This is a genomic window from Lactococcus sp. LG1267 (assembly GCF_017309545.1).
Classification (GTDB): domain Bacteria; phylum Bacillota; class Bacilli; order Lactobacillales; family Streptococcaceae; genus Lactococcus; species Lactococcus petauri.
The window spans coordinates 1921850-1939593 of the sequence record NZ_CP071295.1; the positions used below are offsets into that span (position 1 = coordinate 1921850).

Consider the following 17744-nt stretch of genomic DNA (forward strand, 5'->3'; position numbering starts at 1 on the left):
AAAAACTGCCAATATTTTTTAGTTATTATTTTCTTTTTCATTTAATTTTTGCTCAAGCTCAGCAATACGAGCCGCTTTTTCGTCTTCTTCTTTCTTACGACGTTTCCAAAGGATAAAGAAAAGAATAAAGATCAAAAGTAAGAGAATCAAGGCAAGGATTAACCATTTCATCCAAGAATTATCTTCTTTTATGGTCACATCTTTTTTATTAAGCTCACGCGCTTTGTCCGCTGCGATTTCGAAATCTTTTGTGAAAGTCCATTCATATCTATATCTTGTTTCATTTCCTTTATCGTCTTTAACAAGATATTTGCCGTTCTCGTCTTTTTGACCATGTACCAGCATTTTGATTTGATATTTTCCTGCTTGTAATTTCTCACCATTTAGAGAAATAGGATAGTCAAAGTTAGAATTTGGCGCCATCTGCATCATTTCTTTGCTTGATTTATACTCAATCTTCGGATTATCCAGTCCCTTAACAGTTGCGGATAACTGCATTTGATTGAGATAGCCCATTGTTGGGTTTTGCAAGTTAGCATTGATGACGTTACGATAGTTGACTTGATCAGGAGAAACTTTTGTCAGTTTCAAATCTGGTTTTACTTTATCTTGAGATTGACTCATTAAAAGTGCAACTACATAAGCATATTCATTTTGAATACTAATTCCCTTAGTCTCTGTTGTTTTGTCCTCACTTGACTTTTCCTTATAAGTCAATCCGCCAGCCATATAGCCTTTAAAAGCTGAATTGGGCATCTTCGCATTGATTTTTACAGTTTTTGTCGTTTTGGGAGCTAGGACAATTTCTTGATCAAGTTTGACATAGTCCTTCATATTATATTTTAATGAAGCATCGGGCTTGATTTTATTTGGCGAATATTCTACGACCCCGTTTAGATTGGTAGTTGCACTTGCTAAACCTTGCTCAACAGTAACTGTTTTGTCCGTAGAATTGCTCAGTTCTACAGAAAGTGTCTGTTCTTGCCCTGGTGCCATAAGAATATCGAAATACGATGCCTTGCTTGCCTGATTTTCCGGAAGAATTGCTTTTACGCTAAAGTTAAACTGATTGGCAAAAGCTGGTTTCCCAAAGGCAACCATTCCTGTTAGTGCAACTGTAAGAGCGACCCATTTTTTTAAGTTTTTCATTTTTGTATAACCTCGATTATGATATTTTGAAGATAAATAATAATTGTATAAATAATGCCTTATTTCCCTCTCTTGCGAGAGGGAAATATAATTCTTTGAAAAATTTACAATGCTGTGAGTTTCGCTTTTACTTGATATGTATTTTCCCTTTGTGCTTTCACATAAAAGCTGCTCATATAGTTAAAAAACTTAATTTGCTGGAGTATCTGTCAATGTCCACGTTAGGGTTGATTTATAAGTATCAGCTAATTTTGTTGTTTTACCTGGGACTGCTAATGAAACAGAAGAAGCCTTAGTTGTATCATCTCCCCACACAAGTAAGTTTGTACCTGCCCCTTTACCGGCAGTAGCGCCAAGGATTGTCCCTGATGAAGTTCCAGGTGTTAAGGTTACAGAAGCTACCGATTGGTCTGCTGCTGCATCGGAAGCTGAAACAATATGACCATTTTCAAGTTTCAAAGTAGCACCACTCAATACAGAACCTGTACCTGTTTTTCCGTTTGTAAATTCTGAGGCTTGAAGAGAAAGGGACCAGCCAGCAAGTGTTCCACGATTATCTGTAACTTGGACCCAGTTTGGACGTGTTGTTTTATCCGTGAGTGTTGTTGGTGCTGCAAAATATGTTTTATCAGCAGAAGTGATTTCTTGCGTACCAAAATTAAAATTCGACGCATAATCAATTGAGAGAGGACCATCGGTACCAGGGTTTTTTGGTCCTTCAGGATCAACTGTAATTCCTGGGTTACCTGGATCAACTGGATCAGTTGGACCACTTGCCGGAGTATAAGTAATTGTACTGTCAGAGTTATACACTCCGCCGTCAGCCGCAAAGACTGTTGATGCTCCAGTAGATGAAGCAATTAGAGCAAGTGCTGCGAGAGAAATAATCTTTTTAGTTTTCATTTTTATTTTTCCTTATTATTTATTTTTGTATGATTTTCAACCATTCTGAGGAAGTTCAGAAAGAATCCAATTCAGTTGTGTGGTGTAAGAAGCCGCATCCTTAACCGTTTTTCCCGGAACAAAAAGCTGAACATCCTTACTAAAGTTCTCTTTTACACGTTGTTCCGCTTGGTTCAGTGTATCTTGCACTACAAGTTCACTGCCCCATCGTATAATCCATGTACCGGCACCAGCACCTTTTACGGCTGTTGCCACTACTGTTTCTTTTTCAGGAACAAGATCAAGCACTTCTTGTGCAGTTGGCGGTGTATCCTCGTTCAAGGAAACTGTTTTGGGATTCACTAAAGAAAGCATTGCGCCTTCTAAAACTGGATGTTTTGCAGCTGTATTTTCTTGGTGAAATTGGGCTACTTCTCGAACTTTTAAAGTCCATCCCGCTGTCGTTCCGCGATTATCGGTAATTTGGATATAATTTGGTGTTTCCAATGTCGAATCTGCATACTTTTGCGACTTTGCATAGTATATTTTATCTTGAGTGGAAATATTATTAATTCCAAAATCAAACGATGAAGCATAATCTATGGATAGAGGCCCCGGTGTTCCGGGTGGAGGCGTAACTCCTCCAGGCCATACAGGAGAAACGGGCTTGCCTGGTTCTTCTGGTCCTGGACTGACAGGAGGCGTTATCTCGTTTCCAGCAACAAAACCAACTTGACCAAACGATGAGTAATTTACAGATTCAGCTATAATACTTTCTGAAGAAATAGCGCAGACTATTGCAGCCAGAATCAAGCTTGTACTATATACGAGTTCTTTTTTCATTCTACCTGCCTTTCATCAACCAGTTTTTAGTTTCCTGGTGTATCCGAAAGTTTCCAGATAAGGTTTGTTGTATAGCCTGAAGCTTTTTTAGCTGTACTTCCCGGAACAGTTAGTGTGATTGGTGATTGAGTAGCAACGGCATCTTTTGCTGTTGCAGATGCATCGTAATCCGCTGTAGCTCCTAATGCATAGGTCCAAGTTCCCATACCTTCATTAGCCTTAGCTGACATGATTACTTGATCTGAAGTACTTAAAGCGAATGTTGAAGCATTAACATTTGAAGGCTTTGCCCCAGTAACTGTTCCGTTTGATACACCTTTACTGAACTTAAGTTGTGCACCAGTCAAGTATGTTCCAAGAGGAGCGCCCGCTTCAGGTGTTGCAGTCATATCTGTACCTTTTTCTCTGAATTGTCCATCTGTCGCTACAGAGAGTGTCCATCCTGCAAAAGTCCCCCGTACATCAGTTACTTGAGCGTAGTTCGGAACAATACCACTGACCGTACCGCTTCCATCAAGAACTTTCTGTCCATGTGCATAGTAAATTTCATCTGTTGAACTAATTTTTTGTTGTCCAAATGAAAGACTTGATGCAAAGTCCAAGCTCAAACCTTTTGTTACTTCTACAGGTGGCAATACTGGAATATTTGGATCTGGGTTTTCTGGATCTACTGTTGCTCCTGGATTTTCGGGGTCCACAGGTTTTGTGCCTGTATCGCCTGTGACAAATTCTACATCTCCTGGAGTAGAATAGTTTGCATCTGCCGCAAATACTGATGTGGCAGCGATTGGAGCAATAGCCATCAAAGTAGCTAATGTGGCTGTTGATTTCAATATAATTTTGTTCATAATGTGTACGCCTACTAAAATCTTTCTAGATCTTTTTTTCTAAGTTATGTTGGTAATTATTTTTGATTATACTTCTTGTACTAAGTATGATGAGCAGTCCTCCTAGAGCAGAGAACACGAGATAGGGCAAAGAGTTTGAATCCCCAGCATTGGGAATTGTATTTCCAATTTGTCTATTTTCAGATGAAGTTAAACCGTTATTTTTATCTTGGTTATCTTTCTGTTGATCCTTAAAATCATATTCCCCGACAAAGCCGATACTGTCACGATTGCTGTATGTCACATCTTCTGCTTGAGCTTGAGCCCCCAGAGAACCTGTAACCGTCAGGAGAATAATAACACATAAAATTTTCTTTAACATTTCACCTCCAACTCTTTTAGCTTTGTTTAATTTGAGGTCATGAAGTTAGACGTCACTCACTTCAAACCACACTCTTATTTAATCACATGGCTTGTTCTTAAGTCAATCTTATTTTACTGTCTTTTTTCTTTTATATTTTTTCAACAAAAAAAAATAAAAAATAATGCTCTAATCCCTTATAAATCAAAGGATTACAACTTCTATATTTTTGAAAAAATACTGCATTCAAATTCAAAATAAAAGAGGATATTTACAAAAGATTTTCATTTTGCTATGATTAAAAAAATATGAAAGGAACAAAAATGAAGAAAAAACATTTAAAAATATTGATTACTCTGCTCTTAATTCTAATGCTGGGCATACTTTCTATTCCTTTCTCAAAATATTTTAGTATAGCTACCCATTCTCAACTTATGAAAACAGAAACCATAAGAACAGATTTGCCAAAAGATGTAGCTGATCCTGAGCCAATTCAGGCTCCTCGCTTAAAAGATGTACTTAAAGCTTCAGTGAATCAAAACAAAAGTGCTCTCGGACAAATTGTTGCACCAAGCGTAGCCGTTAGTCAACCCATCTTTGTAGGACTGACACAAGAAAATATGGCTCAGGGAACTGTAAGCCTCTTTCCAGATCGTAACCCTGAATCCCATAGCTTGACGATTATTGGCCATCATGTACAGTACGACTCCAGTCTTCTTTTCGGAGGCATTCAAGAGCTAGAAAACGGTGCCGATGTATATGTTCGCTACTTCGATAATTATTATGCTTATAAAGTTGAGTCTAACCGTATCATTAGAGAAACTGATCTTTCAGAACTGCAAGATAAAGGCCCGAATTACCTCTACTTAATCACTTGTAACAGCTCCACCGAAACACCTTATCGTGTACTTGTTACTGCTAAAAAAGTAACTGAGTCTCCCGTAAAAAAAGCCCAATCTGCCTTCCACGAGAAGCAAAACGCTATTCAAAAAAAACAAACAAAAATTTACTGGTTGAAATTTCTCCTACCACTTTTGGTTGTTCTAATACTTGCTCTAGTCTTTCTTATTTATATCTGGAGACTATGACAAATAATAAATAAAAAAATCACCTGATGTGATTTTTTTATTTATTATTATTACTTACTTCCAAAGAGCAAACGCCCTGACATAATGGACAGAACCTTTCCCGTAGTCGTTGATGTAGATGTATCTCCATCTAAGATTCTAATTTTTTGTGATTGTTCAAGTGCAACTGTTGTGTCTGGTGCAAAAAAGATTTTCTTCTTTTTTTCTTGCTTTTTCTGTCTTTCTTCTTTTCTGTCACCTTGTGCTTCAGACTTTTTAGGTGGTGTTTGAGCTTTTTCCTCTTCTGAAGCCGGCGGTACTGTAATGGGTTCTGGTTCTTGAGGTATAACCTTATCGTCAGGTGAGAGCGGATTCATAATTTCAGCTGCTTCAGAAACAGTCTGAGCCTTTGGCCCTGCTAAACTAAAAGATAACAATACAAACCCGCAAACAAACAAATAAGTAATCTTAGATGCTCGTTTATTTGCTTTTTTCATCAGGGTTACTCCTTTTTAATTTTATTGGTTATCTGGTAGTTCACTTAATATCCATGTTAAGTTTGTACGATAAGTTGTAGCCTCTTTTGGTGTATCGCCTGGAACATAAAGACTAACGGATGAAGTAAAATATTTTTGGATTTCTTTAGCACCTATAGAAAACCTTCTTGAAAAGAGATCTTCCTTATTTCCCCAACGAATTATCCAAGTGCCCACACCTTCCCCAACTTTGGCTTGAGCCACTAGCGTTTCAACTCCCGGCACCAAGTTTCTTACCTCATAAGCTTGAGGCTGTTGAGCATTGTTATTCGTTACTAAAATAGGTTTGTGAAAAGAGAGAGCAGCGCCTTTTAACTCTTGATATTGAGAATACTCTTCTGCTTTAAATTGTTCCTTTTCGTAAACTTTAAGTGTCCAGCCTTTTAATGTGCCACGATTATCTGTTATTTGAATAAAGTTAGGCGTAACAAGTGTCGATTTATAATAACGTTGAGCTTGTGCAAAATAAACTTGATTTTGGTTGGAAATTTTATTTGTCCCAAAATCCAGACTGCTGACAAAGTCAATTGAAAATTCACCCGTCGAATACTGGATGGCTGCATCATTTCCATAGTTAACTTTAGCTTCTTCTGCCTCTCCTAGCTCTGTCAACTGCACAGAAGACAAGAGCAACAGCATAACAATAAAGGTTTTCATTACTTCTCCCTCCTTTCCTTGAAGTTTATCTATTGCTTAGTGTTGAAGTGCTTCAATGTGAAGCCGTTTAAAATATAGGAACACGAATAATAATCCTACCATACTTCTTATCCTTTACTTCATCCTTTTACTCTTCTCATTTGCTTAGTTATGGTAATTTTAACATTTAAGCGTAAAGAAGTCATTTTTTATTTTATTTTGAAAAAAAAAAAAAAAACAACTAGGCATTAAAGTTGTCTTTTTTTACTTTAACTACTGTATTGCCAAAAAATTCCCAGTCATAAGATGTGGGTGGTGATGCCCAAATAATTTGTTCTGCTTCAACTTCTCGCGAAGGAAGATTAGAAAGATAGATGTCAATATCTTCTTTATTTTTTCCTTCACTGGCTTCAATATTTAAAAATCCTAGTGACTTGATATTTTCAAGAATATATCTGTTATAAGAAATACCATATGAAAAGTCCACACAAATCTTTACTGGACGTCTCGTACGATAAGCAGTGGTATGACACAAAATTAAAAACATATATTCACGAACAAGGGCTTGGTGTTTTTCTTGAAATAAAGCCGCATACCGCGTATCCAATAACATTTTGTCTGCAAAGTTATTACAAAAGAGCTCAATATCTTCATAATTTTCGCCCATGAAGTTAAAATCATTCAAACTGGATACATCAAAGTTTGCTCTTAGAGAAACCAATAAGCGAAGATGGATGTTGTTTAACTCTACTTGTACTTCTGCTTGGTTTAGTTCGTTTTGGTGTTCTTTAAATTTAGTATTGAAACTCTCCGTAAAAGCTAGTGTTAACTCTCTTACATTCGTTGGAATTTTAAAATCACAATGTTCCGTAATGCTCTCACTTGAAAGAAAATAAAGAAGCTCATAGGTCTCTTCCAAGACGTCTTCATTAGAACCATCGAGATAATGCCGTAAAATCTGGGCTATGGGCTCAATAAACCGACTGTCAATCTTCATGAAATCTTGCGCTGAAGCCTTATTTCCTAAATAATTTCTCGTATAGATAACAAAGAGACGATACAACAATTTTGTTCTATCTGTTAAACTTAGGCCCCGGATAAAAAGCCCCTCTATCTCCTCTAAAGCTTTTATCATTTGTTCAAGGTCCGTCGCTACATCTTCCGAAAAACTCTTATAAAGATCGCCATACAAGGTATGATAGAAATTATAGAGAAACTCTCTAATCTTCCATTCTTCACCAGCAAAGCGCATGTTTTTATCAATAGTTACATCATATTCCTTGGTTAAATCCGTAAATTTTTTGACCAGTTTATAGGTGGCTGACTTTGATAAAAAGACGACATCTTCGAGTTCAGCAATTTTGTTCACTTCTTCAGTAAAGATTGCCCGAATCAAGGCTTGCATCTGTGATCTCTTAACGCAATGGTTTAAGAGCAGCATAATGTTTCCTTGGGTTCTTCTTTCGTAACGTACGAAACTTTTCTGCGTCTGGAGATCAATGAGGTAATAATTCTCTAATTTCCAAGATTTAATTTCTGCTTGTATCTCAGATAAGAGCTTCTTAACTTGATAATTATTAAGGTGCAATTCTTCAATTAAGTCATCAAAAAGTACCGTAGAGAGATGATGATTTTCTAAATAATATAAAATTTGAAGTTTTTTAAAATCATCTTCGTCTAAATATTTTAACACAATACCGTCTCCTCCATTTACCTCGTCAATTTTTTTCTATTATATAACATTAGACAATATTGCACAAATGTAACTTAATTTAACAAAAAATCACTAAAGTATATTTTAGTGATTTTTATGTCTCATATCCTTTAATGTCAACGTTACATTTTGATGTTATTCAGCCTTCAAAGCAGCAACAGTCATATAGTTATAAGGACTGTTAAAGTGAGGCAAGAAGAACAAATCGAGAAGCGCAAGTTCATCAATTGTTTTTTGATCTTGGATAGCCAAGCTGAACATATTGATATTTCCCGCGATAATCTCCCCATAGCTCGCCATTTGCGCACCTACGATGCGTCTGCTTGATTTTTCATAAACAATACGAATTTTCACGCTATCATTATTTTCATGCAGGAACCAAGCTTTTTGCTTATCTTCAAAATCAGTATAAGCAACATCTAAACCAAATTTTTGAGCGGCCTTAACAGAGAAACCTGTAGAAGTCATATTATAGCCGAAGATTGAGATACCATTTGACCCTTGAACACCAGCTGATTCTAGGGCTGTTCCGCCAATGTTGTGTCCAGCGACAATCCCTGAGCGTACCGCATTAGAAGCAAGAGCAATATATGTAAAATCTTGTAGAGCATTTGAATAAATCGTAGCTACATCTCCAACTGCATAGACATCGGGATTACTTGTCTGTTGATGTTTATCTACCTTCACTGCTCCATTTCGAAGTGTGTCGAGTTTGTCTCCCACAAGAGCGCTGTTTGCTGTAAAACCGATACAGTTGATTACCATATCCACATCGTAAGTCTCTTTATTAGTCACAATTTGAGAAACCCGACCATTTGTACCTTTAAAAGCTTCAGCAGTTTCACCAAAATGAAGCTCTATTCCATGATTTGAAAGGTTCTCGTCCATTCCTTTCGCAAAGTCCTCGTCATAATATGAAGCTAAAGATGTGCTTTCCGCATCAAACAATAAAACTTCTTTTCCACGGCGTTTTGCTGCTTCAGCTATTTCTGTACCGATGTAACCCGCCCCAATAACTGCAATACGTTTCACTTCTTCCTTAGCAAATTCCTCATCTACTGCTTGTCCTTCTTGAAAGAGTTTGAGAAAATGAATACCTTCTAATTCATTACCTGTAATTTTGGGAATGATTGGTCTTGAACCCATCGCAAGAATAAGTTTGTCATAATCTTCCACACGCTCTTCTCCAGATTTTGTTGTAGAATACACTTTTTTATGCTCGAAATCAATAGACGATACTTCAGTTTCAGTCAACACCTTCGCACCTTTTGCTTCAAAATCATCTGGTCGTGCATAGAAAAGTTCATGGCTCTATAATTTAAAGGACTGATGAATCAAATTTTGATTCATCAGTCCTTTTTTAGTTTATTTAAATATAAAACATGTCGTCTATCTAGTAAAATTTAAGTACGACCAAAAATCTAAGATAGAAAGGACGACATGTCTTGAATAATCATATCAAAAAAATGCTACGAATTACAGATGAACATTTAGATTTAACAAATACGGAGGAATATAAAATTAAAGGGAAGAACACTTTAGTTATCTTTGGAGTCTATTCTCCCATGCCTTCGGCTTGTAGGAACTGTGGTTCAACTATTGTTGATAATGAAGGGAAAAGTGTAGTTGTTAGAAATGGAAAAAAGGAAGTAACTATTCAGTTAGATTCTTATCAAAATATGCCCACTATTTTAAAACTGAAGAAACAACGATTCCATTGTAAAAGCTGTTCGCACAATTGGACGGCACAGTGTTCTATTGTTGAAAAAAACTGTCATATCAGTAAATTTATTACTTTGAAAATTTTAGAATTATTAACTGAGAAAATCTCTATGACATTTATAGCTAAACAATGCCACGTTTCATTAACTACAGTTTTAAGAGTTCTTAAGTCAGTTGAATCACAACTCCCGCAACAACTTAAACCACGGAGTTTTCCAGAAGTTTTAATGGTAGATGAGTTTAGATCTCACGCTAGTTATGAAGATAAAATGAGCTTCATATGTGCTGATGGAGAAACAGGTGAATTAGTAGATATTTTACCTAGTAGGAAATTAGATAAAATAATCCCTTACTTCAATCGCTCTCCGTTGGAGGAAAGGGAAAAAGTTAAATTTTTAGTAACAGATATGAATGCTGCTTACTTTCAATTAACTAAAAATGTCTTTCCTACTGCTAAATTAATCATTGATAGGTTCCATATTGTGAAGCATTTGAACACCGCTTTTAATGATTTTAGAGTCCGAGAAATGAAGAGATTAATTACCAATAAGAAAAAGTCAAAAGCAAATAAATTAAAATCAAACTGGAAATTACTTCTAAAAAATCAAACAAATATTTCCATTTCAGAGTTCAAAACTTGGAGAAGTTTTCCTTCTCCAAAGTACCATCTTTTAACGGAATCTATGGTGATTGATCGACTACTCTCATTTTCTTCTGAACTAAAAGAAGCTTATGACATTTTCCATTTATTAATGTATCACTTTAGAAACAAAGATGACCGTTCCTTTTTCGAACTATTGAAAAATCTACCTGATAGCTTGGATACACAATTTAGAGATAAAATAGAAAATCTGATTTCCTATGAAGAAGGTATTAGAAACGCTCTTAAATATAATTTTTCCAATGGAAAAATTGAAGCTAAGAACACTCATATAAAAACACTTAAAAGAGTTTCCTATGGATTCAACTCATTTACAAATATGCGTATAAGAATTTTCTTGATAAACGGCCTTATTAAAATTAAATAACTAAAAAAGATGATAAATCTGAGAGTAATCTCAAGTTTATCATCTTATATATCCGACTCATCAGTCCGATTTGACAAAGAGCCAAGTTCATTCGGTTGATCAATTTGACGACCCACCCATAAAGCTGTACCACAGCCCAAGTAACTCATATTACTATTACGGTCTATCATGGTAATTTCATGACCAGGATAGTTGTCTAATAATGTATTTGCCGCAGCAATACCTGCGTGATTTGTGCCTATAATAACGATTTTCATGTTGGAAAATCTCCTTTTTTTATTGTAAAAGCTTGTAAATATTTTTACAATATAAGTTTAGCACACTTCTTTCGCATTTCTTTTGTAAGCGCTTGTGAAGTTTGTGAATTCACAAACTTCACAAATTCAGTGGCTTAGAAACCTTATTTTTCCTACATTTTAGATTCTTTCAGGACATTATTATTTTTCTATCAAAAAAGCGAGTATTTTTGAAATACTCTACTTTTTACCTACTCTATATGTTTCACTTCTTGGCGGGTGTGCATCCCATTCAACTCATCCAACATACTCACAGATACACTGACAAGTCCGGGATAATCACTGTTTTCAACTTCAGATTTATACAATTCTATTTCTTCTGAAGTTTTTCCTTCTTTTTTCATCGCATTTTCTGTATAAGATATTATCGCTTCTGCATTACCCTCTACATCAAAAAGGCTGTACATCATTACGCTCAATAGTCTCTCCTAAAATATAATAGATAGATTTACACACCTCTATTATATCATTAATTCCAAAGGAAACAACTGGTCTTTCCACGCTTTATTTCACAAAAAAAAGACCTCTCAAAAGAGAGATCTTTCAGGCAACTTTCGTTGTGTCAGAGCGGTTCACACGCGCTAACAAGTTCTCATGCTTCCTGCACGAACAACCAAATGTTCCAGAACTCCTGTGCTTCAATAATCTACTAAAGTAGAAGATCGACTCATCGCATGAACTTATTATAGCATAATCTGCAAGTCTCAGTGCAACAAAAGCTTTTTTACCGCATGATTTTCGATTAGCAGCAATCTTTAGGGCAGTTGTCTTTCATTTCTTTATATGTTTTAACAACATTTTCTACTGTAAAGCCATATTCTGGTAAAACGATATTGGCAGGTGCTGAAGCGCCCCATTTATCCACTGTGACTGTAGCTCCTACTAAACCAATATATTTCGCCCAGCCGAAGCTTGTTCCTGCTTCGACAGCCAAACGGCAGCAGACATTTTTCGGAAGAATTTCTTCTTTATACTCTGCAGATTGTTCGTCAAAGATATTCATTGAAGGCATAGAAACGACACGTACACCTTTTCCTAACTCTTTTTTAGCTTCAAGCGCAAGTGCTACTTCTGAACCTGTCGCGATGATAATTCCTTCAAGTTCACCTTCTTCTTTAGAGAGAATGTAGGCACCACGATTGAGGCCTTCTTCAGCCAATTGTGCTGTTCCTTCAAGAACTGGCAAGTTTTGACGTGTCAAAACAAGCGCTGTTGGACGTTTTTTGCTTGAAGCTGCACGACGCCATGCAGCAACTACTTCATTACCATCTGCAGGGCGGATAGTATCTAAGTTTGGCATAGAACGTACTGAAGCCAATTGTTCAACAGGCTCGTGTGTTGGACCATCTTCACCAACCGCGATTGAATCATGGGTCCAAACATAGGTAACAGGCAATTCTTGAAGTGCAGCCATACGTACTGCTGGAAGCATGTAATTACTGAAGACGAAGAATGTACCACCATAAACGCGTGTACCGCCGTGAAGGGCAATACCGTTCATAATTGCACCCATCGCAAATTCACGGACACCAAACCAAATGTTACGACCAGCATAGTTATCCGGCATAAAGTCTGTATCATTTTTAGCCATTGTATTGTTTGATGCTGATAAGTCAGCTGAACCACCCCAAAGGTTTGGCATTTGTGCTGAGAGTTCTTGGATAGCTTCTTGTGAAGTTACACGTGAAGCTTTACTTGAACCAAGTTCATGCTTGCTTAAGTCAAGTTCAGGAGTTTCATTTTCAAATGCTTTTACATATTGTTCAGCAAGTTCTGGATATTTTTCAGCATAAGCCTTGAAAGTATCATTCCATACTTGTTCCATAGCTTCGCCACGTGTATTCAATGTTTGACGGAAACGCTCAGTCACTTCTTCAGGAACAGTGAATTCTGGATAGTCCCAGCCGTAAGCTTTCTTCGCAAATTCTATGCCTTCTGCACCAAGAGGAGCACCGTGTACTGCTGAAGTGCCTTGTTTTTCAGCACCAAATCCAATAACAGTCTTAACTTCAATAATTGTTGGTTTTTCAGTTTCGGCTTTTGCTTGCTCTACAGCTGCTGCAATTTCAGTCAAATCGTTGCCGTCTTTAACCAAGATATGTTGCCAACCGTAGCTTTCAAAACGCATTTTAATATCATCAATAAATGATTTATCCAAATCACCATCAAGAGAGATATTATTTGAATCATAGAAAAGCACAAGTTTTCCGAGTTTTAATTTACCAGCGAGTGAAGCTGCTTCTTGAGAAACACCTTCCATAAGGTCACCGTCACCATTTAAGGCATAAGTATAGTGATCTACAATATCAAAATCTGGTTTATTGTAAGTAGCAGCTAAATGAGCTTCGGCCATTGCCATACCGACAGCATTGGCGATACCTTGTCCTAAAGGACCTGTAGTCGCTTCTACACCATCTGTCCAGTCTACTTCAGGATGCCCTGGAGTTTTTGAGCCCCATTGGCGGAAGTTTTTCAAGTCATCCATTGATACTTTATAGCCTGCCAAGTGTAAAAGACTGTAAAGCATTGCCGAACCATGTCCTGCAGAGAGGACAAAGCGGTCGCGGTTAGACCATTTACGCCCTGTTTGTGGGTTCACATTCAAAAACTTGCTCCAAAGAACATAAGCCATTGGTGCCGCACCCATTGGCAATCCTGGATGTCCAGAATTTGCTTTTTGGATAGCATCCATTGACAAAGTACGGATTGAATTTACTGCTAACTGATCGGTGTTGTCAAACATATTTTTCTCCATTTAATCTTTTGATAATACATTTTATTATAACATAATTGAAAACGTTTTTTATTTTCATCTTACTAAAAAATCAGATTTCCTGAGCGAAAACTGATTTTTGTAAACATTGACATTGACTTAAGCTTTGGCTTTATCTCTGGCATTTAAGACTGCACTAAGAATCAGGACAACAGCGAGAAATCCTAGGATCAGAGTGGCAATTGCACCAGATCCCATTTCACCAACTCGGCCAACAATGATACCTGGAATCAGGTAATCTGTATCCGCAAATGTGGCTGAAGCATCTGCTCCGAAAGCACCTAAAGATGGAATAATGAAAAGAGGTAACCAAGATAAGAGGAGCCCATTAGCAATTGCTCCAATCACTGCTCCACGTCGTCCGCCATTGGCATTACCGAATATTGCTGCTGCTGCACCGCAGAAGAAATGCCCGACAACACCCGGAATGATAACCGTTGTCCCCATAACAAGCATCGCAACCATCGATAAACATCCTGTGATAAATGAAACGAAGAAACCAATCAATACCGCATTTGGTGCATAAGGAAAGACGATTGGTACATCCAAAGCCGGTTTTGAGTTGGGAACCAATTTTTGGGCAATCCCTTGAAAAGCCGGTACGATTTCGGCTAAAATCATACGCACCCCTTGTAGAACAACGACAAATCCTGCTGCAAAAGTTCCTGCTTGAACAAGAGAGAAAATCACAAAGTTTGTACCGCTAGAAAGCTCTGTTTCGACATAAGATGGACCTGCGGCTATGGCTAAAAGGATATAGACTGCAGCCATCAGTAAGGAAATGGATACTGTTGAATCTCGTAAAAAGCCCAATGATTTAGGAATGTTCAACTTTTCTGTTGATTTTTCAGGATCAGGATCACCAAAAGTTTTACCGAGCCATCCTGCAAGAGCATATCCAATATTACCTGTGTGTCCCATCGCTACATTATCAGTTCCTGTGATTTTACGCATAAATGGCTGACAAATAGCAGGTGTGACTGTTAAAAGCGTTCCTTCAAAGATACCGCCAAGAAGAATGGTTATCCAAGTTTCGCCCATTCCGGCAGAAACAAGAATCACCGCCGCCATACAAGAAACATAGAGCATGGCTTGACCTGTCAAGAAGATGTATTTAAATCGTGTAAAGCGAGCAAGTAGAATATTCACAATCATCCCGACAAGCATAATCAAGGCCGTCGGTGTCCCGTACTCAACGAGTGCTAAGGCAACCACACCTTCATTGGTTGGGACAATACCTTTCACATGAAAGGCATGTTGGAACATATCGGCAAAAGGTGCAAGCGCACCCACCAAGATACCAGCTCCTCCAACCAAGACCAAGAATCCAGCAAAGGTCTTCACTGACCCTTGAATAACTGCTGTTGCTGGTTTCTTTTGTAAGATTAGTCCAAGCATGGCAATTAAACCAACAAGTAGGGCGGGCGTCGTCGCAACAGAGACAATAAAGTTTAAAACTCCATTCATTTTTTTGTTCTCCTAAGTTTATTTTCGATTCTTTTTAATTACTTTTTTGCTTAGTTGTGGGCAATCCCTCTTTCATCTAAGACTTTAACCAGTGCTTCACGAGCAGCATCTCGATCAATAATTGAAGACAATGGTACAATCTTTTCTGTTGGAATATTAGGCAAAGCTGTTGTTAATGTGGACTCCACAAAGAAATAATCCGCAGAATCTGGTGTAGCTGATCCCACATCCATATGATCAAGTTCAAAGTCATTAAGATCTAAGCCCATTTCTTGTAAAAGGGCTTGAAGATTCATTTGTACCATAAAACTTGTTCCTAATCCTGATTGACATACACATGCGATTTTCATATTATTCTCCTTCTTTTTCTGCAAAAATTTGTTCGAGTTCTGCTACTGTTTCTACAGTTAGCATTTTGTTGAGTTCATCTTTATTTGATAATATTTGGGTTAAAGTAGATAAGGCGCGAAGATGCGTTTCATTATCAATAGCTGCAAGTACAATGAAAATCTTTATTTCATGTTTGGGATCATCTTGAAGATATACTGGTTGTTCACATCTAAGAAATGACATACCGAGCTTTTTAACCCCATCTTCAGGACGCGCATGCGGCAACGCAATGCCCATACCTAAATCAATATAAGGGCCAAATTCCTCTACACGATTAATAATAGCTGAAATATAAGAGGGTTCGATTTCTCCTTGATTCAATAAAGGCTGAGCTGCAAGCTCAATTGCGCTCCTCCAGTCAAGTTTCTCATCTGTAAAATGAATCTTTTCTTTAGTTAATAAATCTGAAAGCATTACACCTAATGCCTCACTTTCTGTCTTTTTGTTGTTTAGCTTGCGGTCAATAATCCGTGCCAGTTGCTTCTTGGTCGCATTATTTTTAATGTCGACATAAGGTTCAATAGCACGTAAGATAGCTCTAGCATTTGGTTTATAAAAGCCAGGTAAATTAAAATCTTGTGCTAAGCGATTATAAAGTCTTGTCTCTTCTTCACTGTCTGGAAAAGCTGACATAACATAGAGTTTTTTATCAGTCATCACAGGTACTGTCGAAAAGATAATATCATAAGAAAAAGCAGGAATTTTGTCCAAATCAGAGACGGCTGTACTCAGGATAAAAGTCATGCTGGGAAACATATTTTCCAATCGTTTACGCATAATTAAACTTGAGCTTATACCGTTTACACATAAGACAATAGCACGAAAACTTTGTGTATACTTTTTTTTATAAATTTCTCCACCAAAGAGAATGACAAAGTAGGCGCGTTCCGCTTCGGAAATTTCTCCACAAGCCTCGTGTAATGGTGATAAAGCAAGGTCCATTAATTCAAACAGAGAGGAATAATCTGTTTTTATTTTGTCCAAAAGAACATTCTCTATTTCGAAGTGGTATTTCAGTCGAAAATAGGCAGGAACCAGATGGGCACGTAAGGCAGCGAAGGTTTTTGTAAAATCTTCAAACTGAACCGCTGCAAGTTTCATTACATTTTCCATAATCTCAAAGCCAATACGATAAAGAAAATCAAAACCAGACTTTTCAAAGTTGCCATCACTCATGCCAATCAGTAATGCTTCTACTTCCAGTACATCTTCCTGAAATAGATCTGTTTCTCCAAGATGTGATTGAAGTAAAGCAAGGTATATCAGCATCGGAAGATATCGACTATGGATAACCTGTACACTTAATTCAGCAATTAAGCGACTGATCTGCTGTCCTACTTGGTGTATAAAGAGGGGATTTTTAAGATTGAGATGCTTCGACAAAACATAGTAATCACTCTCTTCATGGAGTTCTTGTAAGAAACGCCAGGTCGTTTTACGTAATTCTTTCGATGCCCCTCGGAGGTAAAAGCCTAACTTACGTGAGTATTCTAAACGTATGTTTTCGTTATCTAGCTGCTGACGCAACTTTTTAATATCAGATAAGACAGTATTTCGACTTACATTTAAAAGGGACTGAAAATTACTGATGGCTAATACTGAACGTTTAGAAAAGCAAAGTAAATAAATCAGGAGTTGACGCTTCTCTTCGCTCAATGTTAGTTCATATTCTTCGATATTAAAGCGGATTTCTTCGAAACTTTCTAGTTTTTCAGGTATCGCTAATACATTATTGGTAAATTCTAGCGGTCTTTGATTTTTATCTTGCAATATTTGATTTAATTCGACGAGTTGTCTCTGAAATTCATGGCTTTTGAGTCCAGTAACTTCGAGTATTTTATCGAGTTTCCAGAAACGTCTTTCTGAAAATAGTAGGATATCTAAGTTATAACTAAGCATCTTTTTTCCTCACAATTAAATTATAGCCTAATTTTTGCTTCGAAATTAAGCTGTTGGGTCCAAAATAAGAAAACGTTTTCTTTAGTAATTGGACTCTTCTTTAAAAATTTTTTTAATTTAAAAACCGCTTTGAGCTAAAGCGGTTTTTAAATTA

Annotated in this window: 15 protein-coding genes and 2 pseudogenes; 2 read left to right on the top strand and 15 right to left on the bottom strand. The window is 37.1% G+C overall.

Annotated features, from left to right (window positions below; genetic code table 11):
- Window positions 1-18 precede the first annotated feature (18 nt).
- From J0J33_RS09380 to J0J33_RS09400, 5 genes are all read right to left on the bottom strand, one after another.
- Window positions 19-1149 (bottom strand): DUF916 and DUF3324 domain-containing protein, encoded by a 1131-nt coding sequence (locus tag J0J33_RS09380; protein WP_206921714.1) that lies wholly within the window; start codon window positions 1147-1149, stop codon window positions 19-21.
- A gap of 189 nt (window positions 1150-1338) precedes the next feature.
- Entirely contained in the window at window positions 1339-2052 is a 714-nt protein-coding gene (locus tag J0J33_RS09385; RefSeq protein ID WP_206887602.1) for a WxL domain-containing protein, read from the bottom strand.
- 36 nt (window positions 2053-2088) lie between these two features.
- Window positions 2089-2874 (bottom strand): WxL domain-containing protein, encoded by a 786-nt coding sequence (locus tag J0J33_RS09390; RefSeq protein WP_206887604.1) that lies wholly within the window; start codon window positions 2872-2874, stop codon window positions 2089-2091.
- A 26-nt stretch (window positions 2875-2900) separates the two neighbouring features.
- Window positions 2901-3722, bottom strand: coding sequence for a WxL domain-containing protein (locus tag J0J33_RS09395; protein WP_019293367.1), 822 nt, complete (start codon window positions 3720-3722; stop codon window positions 2901-2903).
- Between the two features lie 25 nt (window positions 3723-3747).
- Window positions 3748-4083: a hypothetical protein gene (locus J0J33_RS09400; protein ID WP_019293368.1), complete on the bottom strand. Its 336-nt coding sequence runs from the start codon at window positions 4081-4083 to the stop codon at window positions 3748-3750.
- Between the two features lie 302 nt (window positions 4084-4385).
- On the opposite strand from J0J33_RS09400, the gene J0J33_RS09405 reads away from it, so the two are divergent.
- On the top strand, window positions 4386-5150 hold the full coding sequence (locus tag J0J33_RS09405; protein ID WP_206889247.1) for a class A sortase: 765 nt from the start codon (window positions 4386-4388) through the stop codon (window positions 5148-5150).
- 50 nt (window positions 5151-5200) lie between these two features.
- Here the strand turns inward: J0J33_RS09405 and J0J33_RS09410 are convergent, their stop codons facing one another.
- The 4 genes and pseudogenes from J0J33_RS09410 to nox all read right to left on the bottom strand — a co-directional run.
- Entirely contained in the window at window positions 5201-5626 is a 426-nt protein-coding gene (locus J0J33_RS09410) for a hypothetical protein (RefSeq protein ID WP_191672791.1), read from the bottom strand.
- Between the two features lie 21 nt (window positions 5627-5647).
- On the bottom strand, window positions 5648-6322 hold the full coding sequence (locus tag J0J33_RS09415) for a WxL domain-containing protein (protein WP_206887607.1): 675 nt from the start codon (window positions 6320-6322) through the stop codon (window positions 5648-5650).
- A gap of 220 nt (window positions 6323-6542) precedes the next feature.
- The gene (locus tag J0J33_RS09420) at window positions 6543-7994 is read right to left on the bottom strand and encodes a helix-turn-helix domain-containing protein (RefSeq protein ID WP_206887609.1); all 1452 of its coding nucleotides are present in this window, start codon (window positions 7992-7994) and stop codon (window positions 6543-6545) included.
- Window positions 7995-8150: 156 nt separating this feature from the next.
- A pseudogene (gene nox, locus J0J33_RS09425) lies at window positions 8151-9320 on the bottom strand (H2O-forming NADH oxidase); the annotation flags it as partial.
- 140 nt (window positions 9321-9460) lie between these two features.
- Between nox and J0J33_RS09430 the strand changes: the two are divergent.
- Entirely contained in the window at window positions 9461-10765 is a 1305-nt protein-coding gene (locus J0J33_RS09430; protein ID WP_089202021.1) for an ISL3 family transposase, read from the top strand.
- An 83-nt stretch (window positions 10766-10848) separates the two neighbouring features.
- On the opposite strand, the pseudogene J0J33_RS09435 reads toward J0J33_RS09430, so the two are convergent.
- The 6 genes and pseudogenes from J0J33_RS09435 to J0J33_RS09460 all read right to left on the bottom strand — a co-directional run.
- Window positions 10849-11022, bottom strand: a pseudogene (locus tag J0J33_RS09435) (FAD-dependent oxidoreductase); the annotation flags it as partial.
- Window positions 11023-11252: 230 nt separating this feature from the next.
- A complete protein-coding gene (locus tag J0J33_RS09440; RefSeq protein ID WP_019293194.1) occupies window positions 11253-11468 on the bottom strand; it encodes a hypothetical protein in 216 nt (71 codons plus the stop codon).
- 335 nt (window positions 11469-11803) lie between these two features.
- The gene (gene tkt / locus J0J33_RS09445) at window positions 11804-13804 is read right to left on the bottom strand and encodes a transketolase (protein ID WP_206887612.1); all 2001 of its coding nucleotides are present in this window, start codon (window positions 13802-13804) and stop codon (window positions 11804-11806) included.
- Window positions 13805-13933: 129 nt separating this feature from the next.
- Window positions 13934-15301 carry a PTS ascorbate transporter subunit IIC gene (locus J0J33_RS09450; RefSeq protein ID WP_019293196.1) on the bottom strand — a complete coding sequence of 456 codons (1368 nt, stop codon included), beginning with the start codon at window positions 15299-15301 and terminating at the stop codon, window positions 13934-13936.
- 50 nt (window positions 15302-15351) lie between these two features.
- On the bottom strand, window positions 15352-15651 hold the full coding sequence (locus J0J33_RS09455; RefSeq protein ID WP_206887615.1) for a PTS sugar transporter subunit IIB: 300 nt from the start codon (window positions 15649-15651) through the stop codon (window positions 15352-15354).
- A 1-nt stretch (window position 15652) separates the two neighbouring features.
- A complete protein-coding gene (locus J0J33_RS09460) occupies window positions 15653-17590 on the bottom strand; it encodes a PTS sugar transporter subunit IIA (protein ID WP_206887618.1) in 1938 nt (645 codons plus the stop codon).
- Window positions 17591-17744 lie beyond the last annotated feature (154 nt).

What these genes read in the sequence shown, in the direction of transcription:
- J0J33_RS09380 (WP_206921714.1), bottom strand. Translation starts at nt 1,149, where the DNA reads ATGAAAAACTTAAAAAAATGGGTCGCTCTTACAGTTGCACTAACAGGA.
- J0J33_RS09385 (WP_206887602.1), bottom strand. Translation starts at nt 2,052, where the DNA reads ATGAAAACTAAAAAGATTATTTCTCTCGCAGCACTTGCTCTAATTGCT.
- J0J33_RS09390 (WP_206887604.1), bottom strand. Translation starts at nt 2,874, where the DNA reads ATGAAAAAAGAACTCGTATATAGTACAAGCTTGATTCTGGCTGCAATA.
- J0J33_RS09395 (WP_019293367.1), bottom strand. Translation starts at nt 3,722, where the DNA reads ATGAACAAAATTATATTGAAATCAACAGCCACATTAGCTACTTTGATG.
- J0J33_RS09400 (WP_019293368.1), bottom strand. Translation starts at nt 4,083, where the DNA reads ATGTTAAAGAAAATTTTATGTGTTATTATTCTCCTGACGGTTACAGGT.
- J0J33_RS09405 (WP_206889247.1), top strand. Translation starts at nt 4,386, where the DNA reads ATGAAGAAAAAACATTTAAAAATATTGATTACTCTGCTCTTAATTCTA.
- J0J33_RS09410 (WP_191672791.1), bottom strand. Translation starts at nt 5,626, where the DNA reads ATGAAAAAAGCAAATAAACGAGCATCTAAGATTACTTATTTGTTTGTT.
- J0J33_RS09415 (WP_206887607.1), bottom strand. Translation starts at nt 6,322, where the DNA reads ATGAAAACCTTTATTGTTATGCTGTTGCTCTTGTCTTCTGTGCAGTTG.
- J0J33_RS09440 (WP_019293194.1), bottom strand. Translation starts at nt 11,468, where the DNA reads ATGTACAGCCTTTTTGATGTAGAGGGTAATGCAGAAGCGATAATATCT.
- tkt (WP_206887612.1), bottom strand. Translation starts at nt 13,804, where the DNA reads ATGTTTGACAACACCGATCAGTTAGCAGTAAATTCAATCCGTACTTTG.
- J0J33_RS09450 (WP_019293196.1), bottom strand. Translation starts at nt 15,301, where the DNA reads ATGAATGGAGTTTTAAACTTTATTGTCTCTGTTGCGACGACGCCCGCC.
- J0J33_RS09455 (WP_206887615.1), bottom strand. Translation starts at nt 15,651, where the DNA reads ATGAAAATCGCATGTGTATGTCAATCAGGATTAGGAACAAGTTTTATG.
- J0J33_RS09460 (WP_206887618.1), bottom strand. Translation starts at nt 17,590, where the DNA reads ATGCTTAGTTATAACTTAGATATCCTACTATTTTCAGAAAGACGTTTC.